The organism is Ornithinimicrobium sediminis, from assembly GCF_021272345.1.
Classification (GTDB): domain Bacteria; phylum Actinomycetota; class Actinomycetes; order Actinomycetales; family Dermatophilaceae; genus Ornithinicoccus; species Ornithinicoccus sediminis_B.
Window position 1 is genome coordinate 593093 of the sequence record NZ_JAJSDQ010000002.1, and the last position, 24067, is coordinate 617159.

The 24067-nt window shown below is 71.8% G+C and carries 24 protein-coding genes; 14 read left to right on the forward strand and 10 right to left on the reverse strand.

Features of this window, described 5'->3' with window-relative positions; all coding sequences use genetic code 11:
- The first annotated feature begins 48 nt into the window (after positions 1–48).
- From LVO85_RS07230 to LVO85_RS16995, 6 genes are all read left to right on the forward strand, one after another.
- Positions 49–660, forward strand: a complete 612-nt coding sequence (locus LVO85_RS07230; protein WP_408637679.1) for a ribonuclease HII — start codon at positions 49–51, stop codon at positions 658–660.
- Positions 657–977, forward strand: coding sequence for a DUF2469 domain-containing protein (locus tag LVO85_RS07235; RefSeq protein WP_232746726.1), 321 nt, complete (start codon positions 657–659; stop codon positions 975–977). The genes LVO85_RS07230 and LVO85_RS07235 overlap by 4 nt, the downstream gene beginning before the upstream one ends.
- A gap of 122 nt (positions 978–1099) precedes the next feature.
- On the forward strand, positions 1100–1504 hold the full coding sequence (locus tag LVO85_RS07240) for a YraN family protein (RefSeq protein ID WP_232746727.1): 405 nt from the start codon (positions 1100–1102) through the stop codon (positions 1502–1504).
- The gene (locus LVO85_RS07245; protein ID WP_232746728.1) at positions 1504–3039 is read left to right on the forward strand and encodes a YifB family Mg chelatase-like AAA ATPase; all 1536 of its coding nucleotides are present in this window, start codon (positions 1504–1506) and stop codon (positions 3037–3039) included. Before LVO85_RS07240 ends, LVO85_RS07245 begins: the two co-directional genes overlap by 1 nt.
- Positions 3036–4175: a DNA-processing protein DprA gene (gene dprA / locus LVO85_RS07250; RefSeq protein ID WP_232746729.1), complete on the forward strand. Its 1140-nt coding sequence runs from the start codon at positions 3036–3038 to the stop codon at positions 4173–4175. The genes LVO85_RS07245 and dprA overlap by 4 nt, the downstream gene beginning before the upstream one ends.
- An 86-nt stretch (positions 4176–4261) precedes the next feature.
- Complete coding sequence (locus tag LVO85_RS16995; RefSeq protein ID WP_232746730.1) at positions 4262–4816, forward strand: murein hydrolase activator EnvC family protein; 555 nt, start codon at positions 4262–4264, stop codon at positions 4814–4816.
- Here the strand turns inward: LVO85_RS16995 and LVO85_RS07260 are convergent.
- Positions 4801–5727 (reverse strand): tyrosine recombinase XerC, encoded by a 927-nt coding sequence (locus tag LVO85_RS07260; RefSeq protein ID WP_232746731.1) that lies wholly within the window; start codon positions 5725–5727, stop codon positions 4801–4803. The genes LVO85_RS16995 and LVO85_RS07260 overlap by 16 nt on opposite strands.
- Before the next feature lie 85 nt (positions 5728–5812).
- Positions 5813–6973: a pyridoxal phosphate-dependent aminotransferase gene (locus tag LVO85_RS07265; protein WP_232746732.1), complete on the reverse strand. Its 1161-nt coding sequence runs from the start codon at positions 6971–6973 to the stop codon at positions 5813–5815.
- 225 nt (positions 6974–7198) lie between these two features.
- Here LVO85_RS07265 and rpsB point away from each other — a divergent pair, with 225 nt between their 5' ends.
- Both rpsB and tsf read left to right on the forward strand, forming a co-directional pair.
- Complete coding sequence (gene rpsB, locus LVO85_RS07270; RefSeq protein WP_232746733.1) at positions 7199–8275, forward strand: 30S ribosomal protein S2; 1077 nt, start codon at positions 7199–7201, stop codon at positions 8273–8275.
- Positions 8276–8310: 35 nt separating this feature from the next.
- Positions 8311–9147 (forward strand): translation elongation factor Ts, encoded by an 837-nt coding sequence (tsf, locus tag LVO85_RS07275; protein ID WP_232746734.1) that lies wholly within the window; start codon positions 8311–8313, stop codon positions 9145–9147.
- 60 nt (positions 9148–9207) lie between these two features.
- Here the strand turns inward: tsf and nadC are convergent, their stop codons facing one another.
- The 4 genes from nadC to LVO85_RS07295 all read right to left on the reverse strand — a co-directional run bounded on the left by nadC (position 9208) and on the right by LVO85_RS07295 (position 13594).
- Positions 9208–10059, reverse strand: a complete 852-nt coding sequence (nadC, locus tag LVO85_RS07280; protein WP_232746735.1) for a carboxylating nicotinate-nucleotide diphosphorylase — start codon at positions 10057–10059, stop codon at positions 9208–9210.
- Positions 10056–11618 carry an L-aspartate oxidase gene (locus tag LVO85_RS07285; RefSeq protein WP_232746736.1) on the reverse strand — a complete coding sequence of 521 codons (1563 nt, stop codon included), beginning with the start codon at positions 11616–11618 and terminating at the stop codon, positions 10056–10058. Before LVO85_RS07285 ends, nadC begins: the two co-directional genes overlap by 4 nt.
- Positions 11615–12589 carry a quinolinate synthase NadA gene (gene nadA, locus LVO85_RS07290; RefSeq protein ID WP_232746737.1) on the reverse strand — a complete coding sequence of 325 codons (975 nt, stop codon included), beginning with the start codon at positions 12587–12589 and terminating at the stop codon, positions 11615–11617. Before nadA ends, LVO85_RS07285 begins: the two co-directional genes overlap by 4 nt.
- A gap of 96 nt (positions 12590–12685) precedes the next feature.
- Positions 12686–13594 carry an NUDIX hydrolase gene (locus tag LVO85_RS07295; RefSeq protein ID WP_232746738.1) on the reverse strand — a complete coding sequence of 303 codons (909 nt, stop codon included), beginning with the start codon at positions 13592–13594 and terminating at the stop codon, positions 12686–12688.
- Positions 13595–13691: 97 nt separating this feature from the next.
- On the opposite strand from LVO85_RS07295, the gene pyrH reads away from it, so the two are divergent.
- The 5 genes from pyrH to LVO85_RS07320 are packed head-to-tail and all read left to right on the forward strand — an operon-like array spanning position 13692 to position 18238.
- A complete protein-coding gene (gene pyrH, locus LVO85_RS07300; RefSeq protein ID WP_232746739.1) occupies positions 13692–14474 on the forward strand; it encodes a UMP kinase in 783 nt (260 codons plus the stop codon).
- A 50-nt stretch (positions 14475–14524) separates the two neighbouring features.
- Positions 14525–15091: a ribosome recycling factor gene (gene frr, locus LVO85_RS07305; protein WP_232746740.1), complete on the forward strand. Its 567-nt coding sequence runs from the start codon at positions 14525–14527 to the stop codon at positions 15089–15091.
- A 5-nt stretch (positions 15092–15096) separates the two neighbouring features.
- Positions 15097–15984, forward strand: coding sequence for a phosphatidate cytidylyltransferase (locus LVO85_RS07310; RefSeq protein ID WP_232746741.1), 888 nt, complete (start codon positions 15097–15099; stop codon positions 15982–15984).
- 40 nt (positions 15985–16024) lie between these two features.
- Positions 16025–17194, forward strand: coding sequence for a 23S rRNA (adenine(2503)-C(2))-methyltransferase RlmN (gene rlmN / locus LVO85_RS07315; protein ID WP_232746742.1), 1170 nt, complete (start codon positions 16025–16027; stop codon positions 17192–17194).
- A gap of 9 nt (positions 17195–17203) precedes the next feature.
- Complete coding sequence (locus LVO85_RS07320; protein WP_408637676.1) at positions 17204–18238, forward strand: zinc-dependent alcohol dehydrogenase family protein; 1035 nt, start codon at positions 17204–17206, stop codon at positions 18236–18238.
- On the opposite strand, the gene LVO85_RS17000 is transcribed toward LVO85_RS07320, so the two are convergent.
- The 3 genes from LVO85_RS17000 to LVO85_RS07340 all read right to left on the reverse strand — a co-directional run bounded on the left by LVO85_RS17000 (position 18225) and on the right by LVO85_RS07340 (position 20468).
- Entirely contained in the window at positions 18225–18737 is a 513-nt protein-coding gene (locus LVO85_RS17000; RefSeq protein WP_332875416.1) for a dsRBD fold-containing protein, read from the reverse strand. The genes LVO85_RS07320 and LVO85_RS17000 overlap by 14 nt on opposite strands.
- Positions 18734–19168 carry an Hsp20/alpha crystallin family protein gene (locus LVO85_RS07335; RefSeq protein ID WP_232746744.1) on the reverse strand — a complete coding sequence of 145 codons (435 nt, stop codon included), beginning with the start codon at positions 19166–19168 and terminating at the stop codon, positions 18734–18736. The genes LVO85_RS17000 and LVO85_RS07335 overlap by 4 nt, the downstream gene beginning before the upstream one ends.
- A gap of 124 nt (positions 19169–19292) precedes the next feature.
- Positions 19293–20468: an LOG family protein gene (locus LVO85_RS07340; protein WP_232746745.1), complete on the reverse strand. Its 1176-nt coding sequence runs from the start codon at positions 20466–20468 to the stop codon at positions 19293–19295.
- A gap of 62 nt (positions 20469–20530) precedes the next feature.
- On the opposite strand from LVO85_RS07340, the gene LVO85_RS07345 reads away from it, so the two are divergent.
- Positions 20531–22429 carry a propionyl-CoA synthetase gene (locus LVO85_RS07345; RefSeq protein WP_232746746.1) on the forward strand — a complete coding sequence of 633 codons (1899 nt, stop codon included), beginning with the start codon at positions 20531–20533 and terminating at the stop codon, positions 22427–22429.
- On the opposite strand, the gene LVO85_RS07350 is transcribed toward LVO85_RS07345, so the two are convergent.
- Entirely contained in the window at positions 22426–23907 is a 1482-nt protein-coding gene (locus LVO85_RS07350; protein ID WP_232746747.1) for a choice-of-anchor B family protein, read from the reverse strand. The genes LVO85_RS07345 and LVO85_RS07350 overlap by 4 nt on opposite strands.
- Between the last annotated feature and the right edge of the window lie 160 nt (positions 23908–24067).

The window sequence follows — 24067 nt, forward strand, 5'->3', positions numbered from 1 at the left end:
CGGCTGGAGCGAGCGCTGCAGCGGGAGGGCTACGGGCTGCTCGTCGGCATGGACGAGGTCGGCCGCGGAGCCCTGGCGGGCCCGGTCAGTGTCGGTGTCGTGGCGGTCGACGCCACCTGCCGCTCGGCTCCCACCGGGGTCAAGGACTCCAAGCTGCTCACCGGTGCCGCGCGGGAGCGCATGGTGCCTCGGATCCGACGCTGGTGCCAGGGATGGGGCGTCGGGCACGCGTGGCCCGAGGAGATCGACGCCGTCGGGATCATGGGGGCACTGCGGCTGGCGGGCGAGCGTGCTCTGGAGCAGCTCGCCCTGACCCCGGACCTGGTCATCCTGGACGGCAACCACGACTGGCTGACCGATCCGAGCCGGGCAGGGCTCCTGGGCCTGGTCGAGGGTGGGTCACCCCCACCCCCCGTGCGCACCCTGGTCAAGGCCGACCTGCGCTGCTCCTCGGTGGCGGCGGCGAGCGTGCTGGCCAAGGTGACCCGCGACACGCTGATGGTGGAGCTGGGCACCGAGCACCCGGCATACCGTTGGGGCATCAACAAGGGCTACGCAGCTCCGGAGCACCAGGCGGCGCTGCGTGAGCACGGACCGTGTCGGCACCACCGACGCAGTTGGAACCTGACCGGCACGAGCCAGGAGGTGGGCCAGGCATGAGCGCGGAGGATCTGGAGCGGTACGAGACTGACATGGAGCTGCAGCTCTACCGGGAGTACCGCGACGTGGTGGGGCTCTTCACCCATGTGGTCGAGACCGAGCGGCGCTTCTACCTCGCCAACGAGGTGGACGTGCAGGTGCGCACCGGCGACGGGGAGACCTGGTTCGAGGTGACGATGAGCGACGCCTGGGTCTGGGACGTCTACCGCCCGGCGCGGTTCGTGAAGAACGTGCGGGTGATCACCTTCAAGGACGTCAACGTCGAGGAGCTCGCCAAGTCCGACCTGGAGATCCCGAAGAGCGGTTTCCAGGACTGACGCACCTCGCGCGGCGGGTCTGTCCACAGCCGCGCGGACTCCGGCGCAGTGTCCACAGCGAACACCCGATGCCGCCGCCGTCGCCCCGTGCTGGGACGAGGCTGGGCGCGGAGGTGGTGCAGATGAGCACTGCGGGTATGCCGCACCAGGCGGCTCGGATGGCTACAGCGAGCCGGGCGGCGCGCGCGGTGGGGGAGCAGGGTGAGCAGCTGGCCTGCGAGCACCTGGAAGCGCGCGGCTGGGAGGTGCTGGACCGCAACTGGCGCTGCCCCCAGGGGGAGCTGGACATCGTCGCCCGGGACGGTGGCTGGGTTGTCTTCTGCGAGGTCAAGACCCGTCGCTCGCAGCGCTTCGGCTCGCCTGCGGAGGCCGTGACCCCGGTCAAGGCGGCCCGGCTGCGGCGTCTGGCCGGCGTGTGGCTGCGGGCACACGACGTGCCGGCGGGGCAGATCCGGATCGACGTGGTGGGGGTTCTGCTGCGGCCGGCCGCCCCGCCAGAGCTGGTGCACCTGGAAGGGGTCGCCTGATGGGCTTCGCACAGACCCTCGCCGTGGGACTCAGTGGAGTGGAGGGACACGTCGTGACCGTGGAGGCCTACGGGCACCAGGGTCTGCCGGCCTTCGTCGTCAGCGGGCTGCCCGACTCGGCCTGTGCACAGGCACCCGACCGGGTCCGTGCAGCCACCACCACCTCGGGGGTGCAGCTACGACCCTGCAGATGGACCGTCAACCTCTCGCCTGCCGGCCTGCCCAAGACCGGCAGCGGCTTCGACCTCGCCATCGCCGTCTCCCTGCTGGCTGCGGACGGCGAGCTGCCGTCCTCGCTGGTGCGTGAGCACGCCCACCTCGGCGAGCTGGGGCTCGACGGCACGGTGCGTCCCGTGCCCGGGATGCTGCCGATGGTGATGGCTGCGGCCGCCGGTGGAGTCCGGGACGTGATGGTGCCGGCAGCTGCCGCCCGTGAGGCGGCGCTGGTGAGTGCCGTGCGAGTCCACCCGGTGCGAAGCCTGGCGGACGTCATCGAGCTCTACCGCGCGTTGGCAGCCGGTCGGACTCCCGTGGACCTCATGCCTCCGCCGTCCGCCGCCGAACCCTCCGTGATGCCCGACATGGCCGAGGTCGTCGGGCAGGCCGAGGCACGCGTCGCCCTGGAGGTCGCCGCCGCGGGAGGGCACCACGTCCTCTTCACAGGACCGCCCGGAGCGGGCAAGACCATGCTGGCCGAGCGCCTTCCCGGCCTGCTGCCTCCCCTCGACGAACGGTCGGCGCTGGAGGTGACGAGCATCCACTCCGTGCTGGGCGTGCTGCCCCGGGACGGGGCCCTGCTGCAGCGAGCCCCCTTCGTGGCGCCGCACCACGGGGCGTCCATGGCCGCCGTCATCGGAGGTGGCAGCGGGCGGGTCCGTCCGGGGGCGGTGTCCCGGGCGCACCGTGGGGTCCTGTTCCTGGACGAGACCCCGGAGTTCCGGCGCGACGTCCTGGACGGTCTGCGGCAGCCGCTGGAGTCAGGTGAGGTCGTCATCGCGCGGGCCGACCGGCACGTGCGCCTGCCGGCGCGCTTCCAGCTCGTGCTCGCAGCCAACCCCTGTCCCTGTGGTCGGGGGTACGGCAAGGGACGCGCGTGCGAGTGCACCCCGTTGGCTCGCCGTTCCTACTTCGGCAAGCTCTCCGGGCCCATGCTCGACCGCATCGACCTCCGGATCGGGGTGCACCCGATCACGCGAGCCGATCTCGGTGAGCAGGAGGTGGAGGACAGTGCCACGGTGGCCGCCCGCGTGGCATCGGCGCGCGACGCTCAGCGCTCCCGGCTCGCTGCGACCCCGTGGAGTGTCAACGCCGAGGTGAAGGGCCCCTACCTGCGGGACGGGCCCCTGCGGCTGCCACGCCGGACCACCCGGACGCTGGACGAGGCGATGGACCGGCACGCGCTCACCCTGCGGGGCTACGACCGGTGCCTTCGGGTCGCCTGGACGGTGGCCGACCTGGCGGGGCGCGACGAGCCCGACGCCGGCGACACGGAGTTCGCGCTGACCCTGCGGACCGAGTCGGGGGTGGCCGCATGACGGAGCCGACCCTGCCGTGGACCGCTGTGCACGACGACGAGGCCGAGCTCCGCGCCCGGGTGGCTTGGGCACGGATCGCCGAGCCGCAGGACCCGATCGCCCGTCGGCTGATCGACGTGCACGGCATCGTCGACGCCCTGGACGTCGCCCGACAGGGTCGCTCGGGTGACGCGGAGCACGGCTCCGACCGCTTCCTCTCGCGCCTGGGTCAGCTGGACGTGGACCGGGACCTGGAGGTCACCTCGCGGATCGGAGCACGGGTCATCGCTCCGGGCGGTCCCGAGTGGCCGGCATCCCTGGACGACCTGGAGTCACCGCCGTGGGTGCTGTGGGCGCAGGGGCCGCTGCGACTCGACGAGGCGACCCGGCGCAGCGTCGCCGTCGTGGGCGCACGGGCCAGCACGGCCTACGGGGACGCCATGGCGACGGAGCTGGCCGCAGGGATGGCCGGACGAGGCTTCACCGTCGTCTCCGGAGCCGCATACGGCATCGACGGGGCCGCGCATCGTGGTGCCCTGGCCGTGGAGGGCGACACCGTCGCGGTGCTCGCCTGCGGGGTCGACCGGTCCTACCCGGCCGCACACTCCAGGATGCTGGACGCCATCCGGGAACAGGGCCTGGTCCTCAGTGAGGTGCCACCGGGTGCGGCGCCCATGCGGACCCGCTTCCTGGCGCGCAACCGTCTCATCGCTGCCCTCGCCGGCGGCACGGTCCTCGTGGAGGCCGGGCTGCGCTCCGGGGCACGAAGCACCCTGCGCGCCGCATCCGACCTGGGACGGCCCGTCGGCGCAGTGCCCGGTCCGGTGTCCTCGATGGTCTCGGCAGGGTGCCACGAGGAGATCCGCAACGCGCGAGCCGTGCTGGTCACCGATGCGGACGAGGTCGCGGACCTGGTCGGGCTGATCGGTGAGGACCTGGCGCCGGAGAAGCGGGGTGAGGTCCGGCCCGAGGACGACCTCGACGACATCGCCCACCGGGTCTGGCAGGTGCTGCCGCGAGCCGGCGGGATGACGGTCGACACCCTGACGCGGGTGGCTGGCCTGGAGGTGGTGGAGACCATCGGTGCCCTCGGCCGTCTTGAGGTGGCAGGCGTGGCGCGGCGGCACGAGTCGGGGTGGGTGCGGTGCGGGGCCTGACGGTGCGAACCGTTGCTGCCGTCCTCGCCGTGGTCGGCACGACGGTCGGCGCCCCTGACACGGCCCACAGGCAGGCCCCTGCCGTCGTGTCATCACCCGACCTCGCCGCGGGCCGCACGGGAGACCCGGTGCAGGGCTCGTCCGTCACCTCCGACAGCTGGGACCGTCGTGGGTCGCGGCAGGGCTCAGGGGGCGCGGCCTCCCGGGCCCCCGCATGGGAGTGGCCGCTGCCCGGACCGCAGGTGGTCGCCCGCAGGTTCGACCCGCCGGCGCAGCGATGGCTGCCTGGCCACCGAGGCATCGACCTGGCCGGGTTCACCGGGTCACCGGTGCGGGCGGTGGCCGACGGGGTGGTCTCCTACAGCGGCGTCGTGGCCGGCACCGGCGTGCTGTCCATCCGGCACGGCGACGGTGTGCTGAGCACCTACCAACCGGTGGAGGACCGGGCAGCCACGGGCAGCCCGGTGAGGGCCGGAGAGACCGTGGGAGCCCTGGCACCGGGCGGACACTGCCTGCTGCGCAGCTGCCTGCATCTGGGTGCACGCCGCGGCGAGCTCTACCTCGACCCTCTCCTGCTGCTCCGGGTGTGGACCGTCTCACTGCTCCCGCAGACACCCCAGGGGCCTCAGGCCCGGGGGTGAGCCTGGCGGTAGACCGTGCGCAGACGCTCGGTCGAGACATGGGTGTAGATCTGCGTGGTCGCCAGGCTCGCGTGGCCCAGGACCTCCTGCACCGTGCGGATGTCGGCACCCCCGTCCAGCAGGTGGGTGGCGGTGCTGTGCCGCAGTCCGTGCGGGCCCAGGTCGGGGGCGTCGGGGAGGTGGCTGAGCAGCTCGTGCACGACGGCACGCACCTGCCGCTGGTCAACCCGGCGACCTCGACGGCCCAGGAAGAGCGCGGCCCCGCAGCCGGGCACGACGAGCTGAGGCCTGGCCCGCACGAGGTAGGCGTCGACGGCACGAGCGGCCGGTGCACCGAACGGCACGACCCGCTCCTTGCTGCCCTTGCCGAGCACGCGTGCGGAGCGCTGGGTGAGGTCGACGTCGTCGATGTCGAGCCCGGTGAGCTCCCCGACCCGCATGCCCGAGGCGTAGAGCAGCTCCACCATCGCGCGGTCCCTGACGTGCACAGGGTCGTCGTCGTCCCCGGCGAGGGCGGCCAGGTCCATCAGAGCAGTCGCCTGCGGCTGGGCCAGGACACCGGGGAGGTGGCGCTCCTTCCCGGGAGCGGTCAGCCGCACCGCGGGGTCCTGGGAGAGCAGGCCCCGGCGCTGCGCCCACTGGAAGAAGGTCCTCGCGGCGGCGGCCCGGCGGGACACCGTGGACCTCGCCACCCCCTGCTCGGACTGGGCGCCCAGCCACGCTCTCAGGTCCGCCAACCGCACGTCGTCCAGCGCCGCGACTCCCAGCATGCGCAGGGTGGTGTCGAGCGAGCGCAGGTCACCCAGGTAGGCCCGCGCCGTGTGCACCGACCTGCTGCGCTCGCCGAGCAGGTGCTGCTCGAACTCGGAGAGGGCCTGCTCGCCGATCACGGAGGGCTGGTCGGTCTGCACGTCTCCACCGTGGCACGCCGACCCCAGGACGGACCGCCGCCACGCCCGGCCTGCGCGCTGGGGTGCGTGCTGCGGAGCACGAGGGTCAGGAGCGCAGGCCGGACAGGCGGCGGGCTCCCTCGCGCAGCACGTGCTCCTCCTTGCAGAACGCGAAGCGCACGAGACCCGCGACGCGGTCGGGTGTATGGCAGAAGGCCGAGACCGGCACGCCGACCACACCGATGCGCTCGGGCAGGTCACGACAGAACTGCACGGCGTCGGTCACCCCCAGCGGTGTCATGTCGGCGATGACGAAGTAGGTGCCCTGGCACGGCGAGACCGGGACACCCACGTCGGTGAGGGCCTCGACGAGGACGTCCCGCTTCGCGGACATCTCGGTGGCCAGGCCGGCGAAGAAGGCGTCGGGCATGCGCAGGCCGTGGGCGATCGCCGGCTGGAAGGGGCCCGAGCCCACGAAGGTGAGGAACTGCTTGACCGCCGCCACCGCGCCGACGAGCTCAGCCGGACCGTGCACCCAGCCGACCTTCCACCCGGTGGCCGAGAAGGTCTTGCCCCCGGAGGAGATCGTGAGGGTGCGCTGCGCCATGCCGGGCAGTGTGGCCAGGGGGATGTGCCGCAGACCGTCGAAGGTCAGGTGCTCGTAGACCTCGTCGGTGACCACGACGAGGTCGTGCTCGCGTGCGACCTCGGCGACCTGCAGGAGCTCCGCCTCGGAGAAGACCTTGCCGGTGGGGTTGTGGGGGTTGTTGAGGAGGATGATCCGGGTCCGCTCCGTCACGGCGCGGCGCAGGTCGGCAGGGTCGAAGTCGAGGTCCGGGAAGTGCAACGGCACGCTGCGGTGGACACCACCGGCCAGGGCGACCAGGGCCGCATACGCATCGTAGTAGGGCTCGAAGGTGACTACCTCGTCCCCGGCCTCGACCAGGGCCAGCAGGGTCGCGGAGAGTGCCTCGGTGGCCCCCACGGTCACGAGGACCTCGCTGTCGGGGTCGGGGTGAAGGCCGTAGAAGCGCTCCTGGTGCTCGGCCACCGCCTGCCGTAGCACGGGCATGCCGGAGGCCGGGGGGTACTGGTTGAGACCGGCCTCGATGGCCTCGACGGCGACGCGTCTGATCTCCGCGGGAGCATCGGTGTCGGGGAAGCCCTGCCCGAGGTTCACGGCCTCGAAGCGCAGGGCGCGCTGCGTCATCTCAGCGAAGATGGAGGTGCCGAAGCCGGACATGCGGTCCACCAGTGGAGTTCCCATCCCGCCACGGTAGCGACTCCCACGACGACGGATTTCCGCGGGGGCGCGGCAACGGCGTACCATGGCCCCACGTCCGGTGTGTCCACCGGACGAATTCGCGCACGAGCCCACCGCTGCCACCCTGAGGCGGCGGGGCGTGCCCCGCAGTCCTGTGCCGCCGGTGCAGGTGGGGACCGTCGCCCGTGCCAGGAGCAACTGCACATCTCACAGAAAGCGAGACACGGCATGGCCGTCGTCACCATGCGCCAGCTCCTCGAGAGCGGCGTCCACTTCGGGCACCAGACCCGTCGCTGGAACCCCAAGATGAAGCGCTTCATCATGACCGAGCGCAACGGCATCTACATCATCGACCTCGAGCAGTCGCTCAACTACCTGAACGAGGCCTACGACTTCGTCAAGCAGACCGTGGCCCACGGCGGCACGATCCTGTTCGTCGGCACGAAGAAGCAGGCGCAGGAGTCCATCGCCGAGCAGGCGACCCGGGTCGGCATGCCGTACGTCAACCACCGCTGGCTCGGCGGCATGCTCACCAACTTCCAGACCGTCTCGAAGCGGCTCTCCCGTCTCAAGGAGCTCGAGGAGATCGACTTCGACGACGTGGCCGGCTCCGGCCGGACGAAGAAGGAGCTGCTCATGATGCGTCGTGAGTACGAGAAGCTGGACCGCACCCTGGGCGGTATCCGTGACATGGGCCGGGTGCCCTCGGCCGTCTGGGTCGTGGACACCAAGAAGGAGCACCTGGCGGTGACCGAGGCCCGCAAGCTCGGCGTCCCCGTCATCGCGATCCTGGACACCAACTGCGACCCCGACGAGGTCGACTACAAGATCCCGGGCAACGACGACGCCATCCGCTCGGTCACCCTGCTGACGCGCGTGATCGCCGACGCCGTCGCCGACGGTCTGATCTCGCGCTCAGGTGGCGGAGCCGCCGCTGAGGGCGACGAGGCCCCGGAGCCGATGGCCGAGTGGGAGCGCGAGCTCCTGTCCGGCGGTGAGGAGACGGCCGCTGCCGAGGCGGCACCTGCCGTCGAGGAGACCCCGGCCGCCGAGACTGCGGCCGAGGAGACCCCGGCCGAGGAGACCCCAGCCGAGGAGACCCCGGCCGCCGAGACTGCGGCCGAGGAGACCCCGGCCGAGGAGACCCCAGCCGAGGAGACCCCGGCCGCCGAGACCCCGGCGGAGGAGACCCCAGCCGAGGAGACCCCGGCCGCCGAGACCCCGGCGGAGGAGACGCCGGCGGAGGAGACCCCGGCGGAGGAGACCCCGGCCGAGGCGCCCGAGACCGCCGCCACCGAGTCCTGACTCTCCGCCCTGAACCGAAGGAGCACACCAAGCACATGGCGAACTACACCGCCGCAGACATCAAGGCGCTGCGTGAGCAGACCGGTGCCGGCATGATGGACGTCAAGAAGGCGCTCGACGAGGCCGACGGCGACACCGCCAAGGCCACCGAGATCTTGCGCGTCAAGGGCCTCAAGGGCGTCACCAAGCGCGAGGGTCGCTCGGCCTCCAACGGTCTGGTCCGCGTGCACGTCGCCGACGGCGTCGGCACGCTGGTCGAGGTCAACTGCGAGACCGACTTCGTCGCCAAGGGCGAGAAGTTCGGCGAGCTGGCCGACGAGGTCCTGGCCCAGGCCGTGGCCGTGGGCGCGTCCGACGCGGAGTCCCTGCTCGCCTCGGACATGGGCGGCAAGACCGTCCAGACCGTGCTCGACGAGGCCAACGCCACCATCGGCGAGAAGATCGAGGTGCGTCGTGTGGCCCGGGTCGAGGCGGTCGAGGGCGGGACGGTCGTGTCCTACCTGCACAAGACCAGCCCGGACCTGCCCGCGCAGATCGGCGTGCTGGTCGCCACCACCGGTGGTGAGGAGCAGCTGGCGCGTGACATTGCGATGCATGTCGCGGCCTTCAGCCCGACCGTGCTGACCCGTGAGGAGATCGACGCCCAGACGGTGGAGAACGAGCGTCGCATCGCCGAGGAGACCGCCCGCGAGGAGGGCAAGCCCGAGGCTGCCCTGCCGCGCATCGTCGAGGGTCGCGTCAACGGCTACTTCAAGGAGAACGTCCTGCTGGACCAGGCGTTCGCCAAGGACGCCAAGAAGTCCGTCGCCCAGGTCACCAAGGAGGGCGGCGCGGAGATCACCTCGTTCGCGCGCTTCAAGGTCGGCGTCTGACGCGCACGGCCTGCGTGTCGGCCGAAGGGGCCGGGTCCGTCGTGGACCCGGCCCCTTCGGCTACCCGGAGTGGTCCAGGCCGACGTCCAGGGTGGGGGCGCTGTGCGTGATCCAGCCGGCCGAGACCAGGTCGACCCCGGCCTCCGCCAGGGCCGGTGCGGTCGCCGCCGTGATCCGGCCGGACGCCTCGACGGTCATCGTCCCCTGCACGAGCCGCACCGCCTCGCCTGCCGTGTCCGGGTCCATGTTGTCCAGCAGGACGGCGTCCACGGGGTCCAGCAGCAGCTCGCGCAGCTGGTCGAGGGTGTCCACCTCGACCTCGACCGCGACGAGGTGCCCGACGTCCGCGCGGACCCTGCGCACGGCCTCCTGCAGGCTCCCGGCGACGGCGATGTGGTTGTCCTTGACGAGCACAGCATCGTCCAGGCCCCAGCGGTGGTTGACCCCGCCGCCGCAGCGCACGGCATACTTCTCCAGCGCGCGCAGCCCCGGGGTCGTCTTGCGGGTGCAGCAGACCCGGGCCGGCGTGTGGGCGATGGCGTCGGCGATGCCGGCGGTGGCCGTGGCGACGCCGCTGAGGTGTCCGAGGAGGTTGAGGGCGACCCGTTCTGCCGACAGCAGTGACCTGGCCGGTCCCCGCACCTCCGCCAGCACGGTCCCCGCCGCCACCCGGTCACCGTCCTGCCGGTGTGCGGTGAGGACGACCGAAGGGTCGACCAGCCCGAAGGCCAGGCGCACGGCGTCCATCCCGGCCAGCACCCCGTCCTCGCGCACCGTGACCAGGAAGGCGTCGTGCCGGTCGGCCGGCACGACCGCAGCGCTGGTGATGTCGCCGGCACGTCCGAGGTCCTCGGCCAGCGCGGCACGCACCACCGGCTCCACCAGGAGCCGGGGCAGAGGGGTCGGCGTCATGCGGGGGTCCTCACGGGTTCGGTGCGGGTGCGCACGGGGGTGCGTAGGGTCGTCAGGGTGCCTTCGGGACCGAGCCGCACGGTGGTGTGCAGGGCCGGCTGCGCGGTCCACGGGTGGTCGCGGCGCAGGTGACCACCGCGGCTCTCGCGTCGCGCGAGGGCGGAGGCGCTGACCAGCATCGCGACCAGCTGCGCGTCTGGAGTGCCGGTGACACCCCGGGCGCTCACCTCGTCCTGCAGCGCTGTGGTCGCCCGCGCCAGCCCCTGCCCGTCACGCAGCACGCCCACCCACCGGCCGAGGGTCTGCCGGAGCGCAGCGAGCTCGTCGGCGGTCGGCTCGGGAGGGACGGCGCAGGCGTCGGATGCCGGAGCGGCCGGCACGGCTGCGAGCTCGACCGGGCCGCTCTCCCGCAGGTCGGCGGCGACCCGTCGACCGGTGACCACGGCCTCGAGCAGCGAGTTGCTGGCGAGCCGGTTCGCACCGTGCAGCCCGGTGCTGGCCACCTCCCCGCAGGCCCACAGCCCCGGCACGCTGGTGCGCCCACACAGGTCCACCTTCACCCCGCCGCAGTGGTAGTGCGCGGCCGGTCGGACGGGCACCAGGTCGCGGGCCGGGTCGATCCCGGCGGCGACGCAGGCCCGCGCGACGGCGGGGAAGTGGGAGGCGAAGGCCGGCCCCGGAGCCGACCGTGCGTCGACGTAGGCCTGGGCGCCGGAGGAGCCGTGCTCCCAGACGGCGCGGGCCACGACGTCGCGGGCCGCCAGGGAGTCGCGCACGAGCGGCCGCCCGGACGCGTCGACCAGGACGGCGCCCTCACCGCGCACCGCCTCGCTGACCAGCGGCATGGGGTCGCACCCGACGTCGAGCGCCGTCGGGTGGAACTGCACCATCTCCAGGTCGCGCAGCTCTGCGCCACAGCGCGCGGCCAGGGCCAGCCCCTGTCCCTGGGCCCCGAGCGGGTTGGTCGTGTGCCGCCAGAGCCCTCCGACGCCCCCGGTCGCCAGGACGACCTGCGTGGTGGGGACCAGCCGGGTGGTCCCGGCCTCGTCCTGCACCACGACGCCGGTCACCACACCGTCGCAGGTCACGACCCTGCGGGCGCGAACACCGGCCAGGACGGTGATGGAGGGGGTCGCCCGCACCGCGGCGACGACGGCGCGCAGCACCTCGGCCCCACTCCCGTCACCACCGGCGTGCACGATGCGGTGGCGGCTGTGCGCGCCCTCCAGACCGAGGGCGTACCTGCCCGAGGGCTCGCGGTCGAAGCGCGCGCCCAGGGCGGAGAGCCAGTCCACCGCGCCGGGCGCCTCGGCGGTGATGGCGTCCACCGCCTCCTCGTCGCACAGTCCCGCTCCGGCCGCGAGGGTGTCGGCGGCGTGCAGCGCGGTCGAGTCGGCGTCATCGAGCGCCGCCGCGATCCCGCCCTGCGCCCAGCCGCTCGCCGACCCCTCACCCAGCGGGGCCGGGGACAGGACCAGGCACGGCAGCGGCGCCAGGGCCAGCGCCGTGGTGAGCCCGGCCAGGCCGGCGCCCATGACGACCGGCGGGTGCTGCGTCATACCGCGAGCATCCGCTGGACGGCCACCCTCGCCCGCGCAGCGACGTCGTCGGGGATCGTCACCTCGTGGGTCATCGTCTCCAGCGCGTGCCGGATGCGGCGCAGCGAGATGCGCTTCATGTGCGGGCACAGGTTGCAGGGCCGCACGAAGTCGATGTCGGGGTTAGCGGCCGCGATGTTGTCACTCATGGAGCACTCGGTGATCAGGGCGACCTGACGGGGCCGCTGTCGGGTGACGTAGTCGAGCATCTGCGCCGTCGACCCGGACAGGTCGGCCTCGTCCACGACGTCCGGTGGGCACTCGGGGTGCGCCAGGATCACGGCGTCCGGGTGGTCGACCCGGATCTGCCGGATGTCCTGTGGGGTGAACCGCTCGTGCACCTCGCAGTGACCGGCCCAGGTGATGACCTCGACGCCGGTCTGTCGGGCGATGTTCTGGGCGAGGTACTCGTCCGGGATCATGATGACGCGGTCGACGCCGAGGGACTCGATGACCTTGACCGCGTTGCCGGACGTGCAGCAGATGTCGCTCTCTGCCTTGACGTCGGCGGAGGTGTTGACGTAGGTGACGACGGGCACCCCGGGGTGCGCTGCCTTGAGGGCTCGCACGTCCGCAGCGGTGATCGACTCGGCCAGCGAGCAGCCCGCCCGCAGGTCGGGGATGAGCACGGTGCGTGCAGGGTTGAGCAGCTTGGCCGTCTCGGCCATGAAGTGCACCCCGGCCATCACGATCACGTCGGCCTCGACCTGCTGGGCCTCGCGTGCCAGGGCCAGCGAGTCGCCCACGATATCCGAGACGCAGTGGAAGATCTCGGGGGTCTGGTAGTTGTGCGCGAGGACGACGGCGCTGCGGGTGCGCTTGAGGTCCTCGATCGCCGCGATGTCCTCGGCGAAGGAGGGCCACTCGACTGCCGGCACGACGTGCTTGACCCGGTCGTAGAGCGCGTCGGTGGAGAAAAGGACGTCGGTCATGGCGGCCTCCGTGGGTCGGGATGTCCGTCAGGGTGCCGGCCATCTGCCGCCGAGTGTATTGCTAGATATGAGCATAAGTAAAGTCGTCCAGCCCTGTCAGCGCACCCGCTGCACGGGCAGCTTGGTGCCGCCGACCTGCCGTTCGTCGAGCACCTCGCGCCGGAACCGGAAGAGCATCGCCGGACGGCCTCCGGTGCCGGCGTGCGTGTGTCCTGTCTCCTCGACCAGGTCCTGCTGCTGCACGAGCCGGCGGAAGTTCTGCTTGTGCACGTGCTGCCCGGCCAGAGCCTCGACGACGTCCTGGAGCTGGCCCAGGGTGAACTCCGCCGGCATCAGCTCGAACACCACGGGGCGGTACTGGATCATCGCGCGCAGCCGGGCGACCCCGGTGGCCAGGATGCGGCGGTGGTCGTGGGCCATCGTCGCGCCGGGCGCCAGGCGCACGTCGGCGGCGCCGAACGGGGACTCCGGCACCAGCCCGGCCTCGTAGAGCAGCTCGTAGCGCTGCAGCGCCAGCTCGGGGCGCCACGGGCGACCGTGGAGGCCGAAGGTCACCTCGGCGCGCAGGCGGCGCCGGGCCGTCTCGTCGTCGTCCCCGCGGCCGGTCCACTGCAGCAGCCGCTCGCCGAGCTGGGCGACCGGGTCGGGAAGGTCCGGCTCGGGGCGTCGGTCCTCCCACGGGAAGAAGTCGTACCAGCCGGCCCAGGCCGGACCGCTGCTTCCGACCCGGGTCAGTCCCAGGTACGACACCGAGATCACCCGCCGTCCGCCGGCGGACGCGCGTCCGGGGTCGGCGAACGTGTAGAGCTGCTCGACGTAGCCCAGCCGGTGCCCGGTCTGCTGCTCCACCCAGGCACGAAGACCGCCCTGCAGGGAGCGGTGGTCCGAGCGCAGCGGACCGGAGGGCAGGCGGGGACCGTCGTCCGCGGTCAGGACACGGGGGACGCCGTCGACCACGGCGGTGATGACCGCCACCAGCTCCGTGCGCACCCGTTCGTCGTCCACGGAGCACATCATGCCGTGCTCGTGCTCGACCTGCCCCGGGCGAGGGGACTGTGGAAGGATCGATCGACCGCGTCGCACGATCTGCCGGGAGGCTTCGATGAACCATGCCCACGAGGACCCCACCCACCAGGCGCTCCACCAGCACGGGGTCGTCCCTGTCGAGGCCCCCGGTCACATCCGCCGGGTGCTCCTGAAGCTGTCCGGTGAGGCGTTCGGCGGAGGCAGGATCGGGGTGGACCCCGACGTCGTGCGCGGTATCGCGCGACAGATCGCCGTGGCTGCCAGGGAGGGCATCCAGGTGGCCGTCGTGATGGGTGGGGGCAACTTCTTCCGGGGCGCCGAGCTCCAGCAGCGTGGCATGGAGCGTGCGCGTGCCGACTACATGGGGATGCTCGGCACCGTGATGAACTGCCTGGCACTGCAGGACTTCCTGGAGAAGGAAGGGGTCCCGACGCGCGTGCAGACCGCGATCACCATGGGTCAGGTGGCCGAGCCCTACATCCCGCGCCGCGCCATCCGGCACCTGGAGAAGGAGCGTGTGGTCATCTTCGGCGCCGGCGCCGGCATGCCCTACTTCTCCACCGACACCGTCTCGGCTCAGCGGGCACTGGAGATCAAGTGTGACGCGGTGCTGATGAGCAAGCACGGCGTGGACGGTGTCTACACCTCCGACCCCCGCACCGACCCGGCCGCCGTCAAGCTCGACGCGCTGACCTTCGACGAGGCGCTGACCCAGAACCTGCGGGTCGTCGACGCGGCAGCCTTCAGCCTGTGTATGGACAACGAGCTGCCGATGCTCGTCTTCGGCATGGACGGCGAGGACAGCATCACCCGGGCCATCCGGGGTGAGAGGATCGGCACACTGGTCACCGCGGACTGACACCCGCGACGCACGGAGACCCGACAGACACACCGCGAGGAGCGAACACGATGTCCGAGAGCACGGAGATGGCCATGCTGGAGGCCGAGGACAAGATGGGCAAGGCCCTGGAGGTGGTGCGTGAGGACATGGCCTCCATCCGCACCGGCCGGGCGCACCCCAGCATGTTCAGCAAGCTCGAGGTCGACTACTACGGGGCCCCGACCCCCTTGCAGCAGCTCGCGTCGTTCCAGGTGCAGGACGCGCGCACGGTGCTGATCCAGCCCTACGACAAGAGCTCGATGACCGCCGTCGAGAAGGCGCTGCGCGACTCGGACCTCGGTGTCAACCCGAGCAACGACGGTGTCCAGATCCGGATCGTGATGCCGCAGCTCACCGAGGAGCGGCGACGTGACTACATCAAGCTCGCCCGCAGCAAGGGCGAGGACGCCAAGGTGTCGGTGCGCAACATCCGCCGGCACACCAAGGACGCCATCGACAAGGCGGTCAAGGACGGCGACATCGGTGAGGACGAGGGCACCCGCACCGAGAAGGAGCTGGAGGCGCTGACCAAGAAGCACGTCGACGCCATCGACGACGTGCTGAAGCACAAGGAGGCCGAGCTCCTGGAGGTGTGAGCCGCATGCCCGAGACAGTGACGTCCCGACGCTCCTACAAGGCCCGTCTGCGTGCCGGCGCCGGCCAGGACACGACCCCGGTGCCGTCCAAGGCGGGCCGCAACCTGCCCGCCGCGGTCGCGGTGGGTGTGGTCCTGGTCGCGCTGATCATGGCGTCGCTGTACTTCTGGAAGCCCGCCTTCGCGATCGTGGTCACCCTCGCCGTGGGGGTGGCGATGTGGGAGCTGGTGGAGGCGCTGCGCTCCGGCCACATCGAGGTGCCTCTCGTGCCGACAGTGGTGGCCGGGCTTCTGCTCGTGCCCGCGGCCTACCTCGGCGGCGCCGAGGGGCTGGCCACCGGCTTCGCGCTGGGCTGTCTGGGGGTGCTGCTGTGGCGCGCGGTGGAAGGCTCCCACGGGGCGTTGCGGGACATCGCCGGTGGGGTCTTCGTGCTGGCCTACGTGCCGCTGCTGGCGGGCCTGAGCGCACTGATGCTCGCTGAGGACGACGGTCCGCAGCGCATCCTCGTCTTCGTGCTCGTCACCATCTCCAGCGACATCGGCGGGTATGCCGTGGGCGTGCTGTTCGGGAGGCACGCGATGGCGCCGTCGCTGAGCCCCAAGAAGTCCTGGGAGGGCTTCGCCGGCTCCGTGCTGAGCTGTGTGCTGGTCGGGGTGGTCAGCATCGTGGTGCTGCTGGACGGTCCCTGGTGGGCGGGTGTGGTGCTGGGCGTCGCCGTGGCCTGCTTCGCCACGGTCGGCGACCTGGCGGAGTCGACCCTCAAGCGTGACGTGGGCATCAAGGACATGAGCTCGATCCTCCCCGGCCACGGTGGCGTGATGGACCGCCTGGACTCGCTGCTGATGACCGTGCCGGTCAGCTGGGCCCTGCTCACGCTCTTCGTGCCCGCCTGAGCGCAGCGGGGAGCCCGGACGACCTGAGACACTGGTGTCGATGAGCACCGACCTGCCGACCCCCACCAGCACACCGCCCGCCCCTGGGGCGCTGACCTTCACCGCGCCGCGACGGGGCAAGGCCCCACGTCACCTCGCCGACCTGGACCTCGCCGGGCGCCGCGCCTGGGTCGAGGAGCTGGGTCTGCAGGGGTTCCGCGCCGACCAGGTCTCGCGGCACTACTTCGAGCGTCTCGTGGCCGACCCGACCCGGATGACCGACCTGCCGGCCGCCGGCCGGGACGAGCTGGTCAGCACCCTGCTGCCGCCCCTGCTCACCCCGGTGCGCACCCTCTCCACCGACGAGGGCGCCACCCTCAAGCAGGTGCACCGCCTGCACGACGGGGCCATGGTCGAGTCCGTCCTCATGCGCTATCCGGGCAGGGTGACGATGTGCATCTCCAGCCAGGCCGGCTGCGGGATGAACTGTCCCTTCTGCGCGACCGGGCAGGCCGGTCTCACGCGCAACCTCTCGACCGCGGAGATCGTCGAGCAGGTGGTGGCGGCAGCCCGAGCCCTGCGACACGGAGACCTGGCGGGCGAGGGCGGTGAGGAGGTCTCGACCGAGCAGGCGCTGCGCGTGAGCAACGTCGTCTTCATGGGGATGGGCGAGGCGCTGGCCAACTACAAGGCTGCGATCGGCGCGATCCGCCGGCTGGTGGAGCCCACCCCGGCGGGCCTGGGCATGTCGGCGCGTGGGGTGACGATGTCGACCGTCGGGCTGGTCCCTGCCATCGACCGGCTCGCCGAGGAGGGCATCCCGGTCACCCTGGCGCTGTCGCTGCACGCTCCCGACGACGAGCTGCGCGACGAGCTGGTGCCGATCAACACCCGGTGGAAGGTCGACGAGGCTCTGGACGCCGCCTACCGCTACTACGAGGTGACCGGGCGGAGGGTCAGCATCGAGTACGCCCTCATCCGGGACATCAACGACCACGCCTGGCGTGCCGACCTGCTGGGCCAGAAACTCCGTGCTCGCGGCAAGGGGTGGGTCCACGTCAACCCCATCCCGCTGAACCCCACGCCGGGGTCGAAGTGGACCGCGTCGAGGCCAGGGGTCGAGCAGCAGTTCGTCGAACGGCTGCGCGCCCACGGCATCCCCACGACCGTGCGCGACACGAGGGGCTCGGAGATCGACGGAGCCTGCGGGCAGCTCGCGGCGGTCACCTGAGGCGGCGTCGTGCGGGCATGGAGGGTCCGGCAGCCGGCACCGGTGGACGAGCATCCGCTGGAGCTGGTGGACCTGCCTGACCCGACACCGGGACCGGGCGAGGTCCTCCTCCGGGTCCGAGCCTGCGGCGTGTGCCGCACCGACCTCCACGTCGCCGAGGGTGACCTTCCTCCACGCCGGGACCACGTGGTGCCCGGCCACGAGGTCGTCGGGGAGGTGGTCGACCTGGGTGCCGGCGCGGTGCGGTTCCGCCCCGGGGACCGGGTCGGCGTCGCCTGGCTGCGCTCCACATGCGGGGCCTGTCGCTGGTGCAGGGCCGGCCGGGAGAACCTCTGTCCGTCGTCCCGCTACACCGGCTGGGACGTCGACGGAGGCTACGCCGAGCTCACCACCGTGCCGGAGGCCTTCGCCTACCGGCTGCCCGAGGAGTTCGACGACGAGCAGGCCGCGCCGCTGCTCTGCGCGGGGATCATCGGCTACCGGTCCCTGGTCCGGTCGCAGCTGCCGCCGGGTGGCAGTCTCGGCATCTACGGCTTCGGGGCGAGTGCCCACCTGACCGCCCAGCTGGCCCTGGCCCAGGGAGCCCAGGTGCACGTCGTCACCCGTGGTGAGCGTGGCCGCCGGCTGGCGCGCCGTCTCGGCGCGAGCTGGGTGGGTGGCCCGGGGGAGCGGCCTCCGCAGAGGCTGGACTCGGCGATCATCTTCGCCCCCGCGGGCGACCTGGTCCCGGTCGCCCTCGAGGCGCTGGGCCCGGCCGGGACGCTGGCGGTCGCCGGCATCCACCTCAGCGACGTCCCGCCCCTGGACTACCAGCGGCACCTCTTCCAGGAGCGCTCCCTCTGCAGCGTGACCAGCAACACCAGGCGCGACGGGGAGGAGTTCCTGCTGCTCGCGGCTCGGCTCGGGCTGCGCGTGCACACCACTCCGGCGCGCTTCGAGCAGGCCGACCTCGCCCTGGCCGACCTCGCCCACGACCGGGTCGACGGCGCGGCCGTGCTGGTCATGGACGGTCCTGCAGCCACGTCCGAGGTCACCTCGGCCTGATGTGGGCCTCCCGGCCTGTCATGTCCTCGATCTCGCTCTCGGCTGTCGCCACGAGCTTCTCCGCCAGGTGTCGCAGGGCGCGCGCGGCCGCCACCTCGTCGCCGATCTCGGGCACGACGTCGTCGTCGGGAGAACGGTGGCTCTCGCCCTTGGCGGTGATGTGCAGGGGTGAGTCCGAGAGCAGGACGGCCGTGGCGCTGGTGTCGTCGCCGCTCTCGAAGATGGACACCCGCACCGTCCACTCGTGCATCCGGCCGGTCGCGGTCGCCTCGTCCTCCGGCGGCCGATGGGCGTCCGGCGACGTCGACTCCCCGGGCCCGGTCAGACGCAGCACGGAGCCCGGCCCGGGGTAGATCAGACCGCTGTGGCCGTCGCTCCACCGGACGAGGAAGGGCGGGCTCCCGTCGGCACCTCGCACCTCGGTGATGGTGCCGTCGCGGGTGGCGTCGTCGACGTGCTCGGCCGCGAGCACGATGTGGTCGCCCACCTTCGCCCTCATGACGTCTCCCCTCTCGGTGCGGTCTTCACGGGGACCGTCACGGTCGTGCTCTCCCGGTCGACCCCGGGGACCCGGACCTCCAGCACGCCGTCGGTGTAGGTGGCCGAGATCTGGTCGGGCTGCACCCCTCGGGGCAGCTGGACGCTGCGGCGGAACGAGCCGTAGTGGAGCTCCTGGCGGTTCTTCTCCTTCGTCTCCTCGCGTCGCTCGCCGGCGATGGTCAGGACGTCCCCGGAGACGCTGAGGGTCACGTCCTCGTCCGGGTCGATGCCCGGCATCTCCGCGCGCACGACGTAGGTGCCGTCCTCCACGTAGTCCTCCACCCGGACGTAGGGGGTCAGCCCGAGGGTGCGCAGGGCGCGGGGGGCTCCGTTCTCGAACCAGTCGATCATGTCCGCGATGGGACTCGTCCGGCTCAGCTCGGTGTTCATGAGTGATCACTCCTCGACGACAGTGTCAGTGGATCTGGACACTCCAGCCTCGCTCCGTGGAGGCTGCGCGGCCTAGGGCCGAAGGTCCCGGGTCCTTCGTCGTCGGGCTCGCCCGGGCGGGTGCTCAGCCCAGGAGCAGGCCGGGCACGTCCCCGATGTCGTCGACGAGGTGCAGCGCGCCGCGCATCGGGCGGTCCCGCGCCAGGGACTGCAGCAAGGGCCACACGGGCAGGTGCTCGGTCCAGTGCCCCCGGTCGACGAGCACCAGCGGTGTCAGCGGCACGTCGACCTCGTAGTAGAGACGGGTGGCCATCTGGAACACCTCCTGCACCGTGCCTGCCGCGCCGGGCAGCACGACGAGGCCCGCGGTGCTCTGCTCCAGCAGCAGGTCCTCACGCAGGGCGTTGGAGAAGAACTTGGCGATCCGGTCGCCGAAGACGTTGGGCGGCTCGTGGCCGTAGTGCCAGGTCGGGATGCCGAGACTGCGCACGTCGGCAGCCGACCGTATGTCGTGGTGCCAGTCCAGCACCTGCAGGGCAGCGCCGGCCCAGCCCTCGATCCCGGTGTCGAAGTAGGGCACCGCGGCCAGCGCACCCAGGGCGCGGCTGAGCTCGGCGGTGTCGGTCGCCCAGGCACCGAGGTTGGCGGCCTCCATCGCACCCGGGCCCCCACCGGTGGCCACGAGACACCCCTGCGCGGCCAGGGCGTGTCCCAGCCGCGCCGCCTGCGCGAAGTCGGCTGTGCCCCGCGCGACGGCGTGGCCACCCATCACGCCGACGACGTCCCGGCCGAGGACCAGGCCGGTGAGGGCGTCGTTCATGGCGTCGTCATGGATCGCGCGCAGCGCGGTGACGTAGGCGTCGTGCCGCAGGGCGGCATCCTCCGCCCAGGTGTAGGCCAGGGCATCGGGGGTCGCCGGGTAGCCGCGGTCGGCCATGCCCGCGTAGAGCTCACGCGCGGTGTAGAGCTCTCCCCGGTAGGGCCTGACCGGCGCTGCGGGGTCGGAGGGGAAGATGATCGCGCCGTGCGTCCTCAGGTGCGACTCCAGGCGTGGAGGCACCGTGCCGCCGAGCACGACCAGCCCGTGCAGGTCGTCGTGACGCAGCAGGCGGTCCTCGAACACGGTGAGGTCCAGGCCCTGCAGCCGCCGGCCCTCCAGGCTCCGCCCCTGTGCGAGCAGGTCGGCCAGCTGCTGCTCGTCCTCGACCTCGCGCAGCGCGGGAGCGGGCCCGGAGTGGGTGGGGCGGGTGTAGCGGACCTCGTGCGGGCGCATCCCGTCCGCAGGGGTGAGGTTCGTCATACTGTGCAGGGTAGCCACAGCGAGCCCTGGCGCGTGGCCTGCCGAGCCAGCACGATGTCGTCATGAGTGACTACCGCGACCTGGTGCAGCGCAGCGTGGCCGACCCCGAGGGCTTCTGGGGTGAGGCGGCCGCGGGCATCAGCTGGTTCACCGACCCCCGGCAGGTCCTCGACGACAGCACTCCGCCGTTCTACCGCTGGTTCCGCGGGGGGCGTCTCAACATGTGCTTCAACGCCCTGGACCGCCACGTCGTGCACGGCCGCGCCGACCAGACGGCGCTGGTCTACGACAGCCCGGTGACGGGGAGCAGACGCAGCTACACCTACGCCGAGCTGCTCGACCTCGTCGCCCGCTTCGGCGGAGTCCTGCGCGAGCTGGGGGTGGGCAAGGGCGACCGGGTGGTGATCTACCTGCCGATGGTGCCCGAGGCGGTCATCGCGATGCTCGCGTGCGCTCGCATCGGGGCGGTGCACTCGGTGGTCTTCGGCGGCTTCGCGCCCGCCGAGCTCGCAGCGCGCATCGAGGACGCAGAGCCGGTGGTCGTGGTGTCGGCGTCGTGCGGCGTCGAGCCGAGCCGGGTCGTGCCCTACAAGCCGATGCTCGACGAGGCGCTGCGCCGTTCGTCCCACCAGCCCGACCACTGCGTCATCCTGCAGCGCGCGCAGCTCGAGTGCGAGATGGGGGACCGGGACCTGGACTGGTCGCTGCTCATGCGTCCGGACGCGGTCCAGCCGGCCTCGGTCGTGCCGGTGGAGGCGACCGACCCGCTCTACGTGCTCTACACCTCCGGCACCACCGGCCGGCCCAAGGGCATCGTGCGGGACACCGGCGGGTATGCCGTCGCGCTGCGCTGGTCGATGGAGCACCTCTACGGACTGCAGCCCGGGGAGACGTGGTTCTGCGGGTCCGACGTGGGGTGGGTGGTCGGGCACTCCTACATCGTCTACGGGCCGCTGCTCACCGGTGCCACGACCGTGCTCTACGAGGGCAAGCCGGTGGGGACCCCTGACGCTGCGGCCTACTGGAGGCTCATCGAGGAGCACGGTGTGGTCGCGGCGTTCACCGCCCCCACCGCGATCCGGGCGATCAAGAAGGTCGACCCGGCGGGCGAGCTGGTCGGCCGCCACGACCTGTCCCGGCTGCGGGCGCTCTACCTCGCCGGAGAGCGGCTCGACCCCGACACGTGGGAGTGGGCCAGCACCGCCCTGGGCGTGCCCGTCATCGACAACTGGTGGCAGACCGAGACCGGCTGGCCCATCGCCATCAACCCGGTGGGTGCCCTGCCCATCAAGCCCGGGTCACCCGGCCCGGCCACCGTGGGCTACGACGTGCAGGTGCTCGACGAGCGAGGGCGACCGGTGGGGCCGGACACCGAGGGCGCGATCTGCATCCGGCTGCCGCTACCCCCGGGGACGCTGCCCACCCTGTGGGGCGACGACGACCGCTACGTGCAGTCCTACCTGTCGGCCCACGAGGGCTACTACCTGTCCGGTGACGGGGGCTATCTCGACGAGGACGGCTACCTCTACGTCATGGGCCGCACCGACGACGTGCTCAACGTCGCCGGCCACCGCCTGTCGACCGGGTCGCTGGAGGAGGCGCTGTCCGGCCACCCCGCCGTGGCCGAGTGTGCGGTGATCGGGGTGAGCGACCCGCTCAAGGGCCAGGTGCCACGCGGGCTGGTCGTGCTCAAGGCCGGGGTCGAGGTCGACGGCGAGGAGCAGCGGGCTGCCCTCGTGGCGGCGCTGGTCGACCGGGTCCGCTCCGAGGTGGGCGCCGTGGCCGCGCTGCGGCGGGTCGACATCGTGGACGCCCTGCCCAAGACCCGGTCGGGCAAGATCCTGCGGCGCACCATGCGCCAGATCGCCGACGGCGAGACGCCGCCGGTGCCCAGCACCATCGAGGATCCGACGGTGCTGGGCGACCTGGCGGCGGTGCTGCGGGACCGGCCGGGCGGCTAGCGGGTCGAGCCGCCCCTGCCCTGGCCGGCGCGGCCGTTGCCCTTGTCGCTGTTGTCCGAGCTCTTGGCTCGCGACTGCACCACGAAGACGCCCTCGTCGCTGCTGGTCACGACGACCTTGCCGTCCCCGAAGTACGGGTAGGTGCCCCACGAGCCGGCGAAGACGGTCTCGTCGTTGGCCGGGAAGACGTCGAAGTAGCCGCGCATGGTGACCCGGCCCTGCTCCTTCTTCCAGGTGTCGTAGATCCACAGCCCGGAGGTGTAGTTGGCCTGGTAGAGCAGCGAGTCCTTGACGAACATGTTGTGGTCGATGGAGGAGCTGCCGTCGGTGTGCGTTCCGACGAGGCGTGCGTCGTCCAGGTCGGTCATGTCCCAGATGTAGGTGCTGCGCTCGGTCACGACGCCGTTGATCTCGTCGAGCTCGTCACCGAGGAAGAAGAAGCTGTGGTCCTCGCTGAGCCATCCCTGGTGGGTGTAGATGTCGTCGAGCTCATCCTCGTCGACGTAGGTGAGCCGGTCGATCACTCTCGGGTCCGCCGGGTCCGTGGCGTCGTAGAGGGTCACCGTGTCCTCGTTGGAGCCGATGCAGATCTCACGGCCCGTGTAGTCCGCGTCCGGGCCGGCGTACTCCACGCACTGGATGTCGTGCGTGTAGCCGTCCTCCGTCAGGCAGCCGAGGAACTCGGGGTTGTGCGGGTCGCCGGCCACGTCGTAGACGATGGCGCCGCCGTTGCCGTTGAGCACGGGGAAGCCCGGGTTGGGAGTGCCACACTCCTCGACGTTGTAGACCGAGCCCACGACGTACATCCGCCCCGTCTCCTCGTTGAGCGAGATGTTGTGGGAGTTGGTGACGTCGTCGAGGTGGTTCGTCAGCTCGACGTCGACCTCGCCGGTGGCGCCGCGGAACTGGGTCAGGTCGACGACCTGGATGCCGAAGCCCTCGATCTCACCGGTGGCCGGGTCATAGGTGCCGAGGTCGATCGCCTCGCTGCCGATGTAGGCGGTGTCCTCGTAGACCCGGATGTCGCCCCAGATGTTGCCGTAGTCGCCAGGGACCTGCGACTCCAGGGTGCCGAGGTAGACCGGGTTGCTCCCGTCGGTGACGTCGACGAAGGCGGTGCCCTCGAAGCTGCCGACGATGGCGACCTGCATGCCGGTCTGCTCGTCCTCCCAGCCCCAGACGTCGTTGACGAAGGTCGCCTCCATGTCCGGCAGCGGCGTGAACGAGGCGAGGTCGACCTTGTGGCAGGGGAAGATGCCCGCCATGCCGTCCTCGCAGCGGACGTCGGACATGGCCTCCATGGGCACGCCGCCGGGGCTGACCTCACCCAGGACGCCCGTGTAGTTCACCCCCTTGAGCTGCTCGGTGCCGGGGTTCTTCAGGTCATGCCCGGGATGCGCCGACACGGGCGCGTACGTCGCTGCGACCAGTGCAGCGGCAGCGATGCCGCCGAGGGCGGCCTTGGTGAGGTGTCTCATGTCGTGCCTTCCGTGGATGGAGGTCGGCCCACCCTCCGGGTCGACAGACCCAGACTGCCACTACATGTGACCTGGCGCACACGCTGCGAGCCTGTGGACAGGCTTCCGCGTCCCGGTGACGACGGCCCTACGGTGGCCGGGAGCCGGGTGAGGACCGGGA

Coding starts and splice junctions, on each gene's coding strand:
- frr (WP_232746740.1), top strand. CDS start 14,525: ATGTCCGAGAGCACGGAGATGGCCATGCTGGAGGCCGAGGACAAGATG.
- rlmN (WP_232746742.1), top strand. CDS start 16,025: ATGAGCACCGACCTGCCGACCCCCACCAGCACACCGCCCGCCCCTGGG.
- LVO85_RS07345 (WP_232746746.1), top strand. CDS start 20,531: ATGAGTGACTACCGCGACCTGGTGCAGCGCAGCGTGGCCGACCCCGAG.
- LVO85_RS07335 (WP_232746744.1), bottom strand. CDS start 19,168: ATGAACACCGAGCTGAGCCGGACGAGTCCCATCGCGGACATGATCGAC.
- dprA (WP_232746729.1), top strand. CDS start 3,036: ATGACGGAGCCGACCCTGCCGTGGACCGCTGTGCACGACGACGAGGCC.
- LVO85_RS07310 (WP_232746741.1), top strand. CDS start 15,097: ATGCCCGAGACAGTGACGTCCCGACGCTCCTACAAGGCCCGTCTGCGT.
- LVO85_RS07340 (WP_232746745.1), bottom strand. CDS start 20,468: ATGACGAACCTCACCCCTGCGGACGGGATGCGCCCGCACGAGGTCCGC.
- LVO85_RS07245 (WP_232746728.1), top strand. CDS start 1,504: ATGGGCTTCGCACAGACCCTCGCCGTGGGACTCAGTGGAGTGGAGGGA.
- LVO85_RS07350 (WP_232746747.1), bottom strand. CDS start 23,907: ATGAGACACCTCACCAAGGCCGCCCTCGGCGGCATCGCTGCCGCTGCA.
- LVO85_RS07240 (WP_232746727.1), top strand. CDS start 1,100: ATGAGCACTGCGGGTATGCCGCACCAGGCGGCTCGGATGGCTACAGCG.
- nadC (WP_232746735.1), bottom strand. CDS start 10,059: ATGACGCCGACCCCTCTGCCCCGGCTCCTGGTGGAGCCGGTGGTGCGT.
- LVO85_RS07265 (WP_232746732.1), bottom strand. CDS start 6,973: ATGGGAACTCCACTGGTGGACCGCATGTCCGGCTTCGGCACCTCCATC.
- nadA (WP_232746737.1), bottom strand. CDS start 12,589: ATGACCGACGTCCTTTTCTCCACCGACGCGCTCTACGACCGGGTCAAG.
- LVO85_RS07235 (WP_232746726.1), top strand. CDS start 657: ATGAGCGCGGAGGATCTGGAGCGGTACGAGACTGACATGGAGCTGCAG.
- LVO85_RS17000 (WP_332875416.1), bottom strand. CDS start 18,737: ATGAGGGCGAAGGTGGGCGACCACATCGTGCTCGCGGCCGAGCACGTC.
- LVO85_RS07230 (WP_408637679.1), top strand. CDS start 49: ATGGACGAGGTCGGCCGCGGAGCCCTGGCGGGCCCGGTCAGTGTCGGT.
- rpsB (WP_232746733.1), top strand. CDS start 7,199: ATGGCCGTCGTCACCATGCGCCAGCTCCTCGAGAGCGGCGTCCACTTC.
- LVO85_RS07285 (WP_232746736.1), bottom strand. CDS start 11,618: ATGACGCAGCACCCGCCGGTCGTCATGGGCGCCGGCCTGGCCGGGCTC.
- pyrH (WP_232746739.1), top strand. CDS start 13,692: ATGAACCATGCCCACGAGGACCCCACCCACCAGGCGCTCCACCAGCAC.
- tsf (WP_232746734.1), top strand. CDS start 8,311: ATGGCGAACTACACCGCCGCAGACATCAAGGCGCTGCGTGAGCAGACC.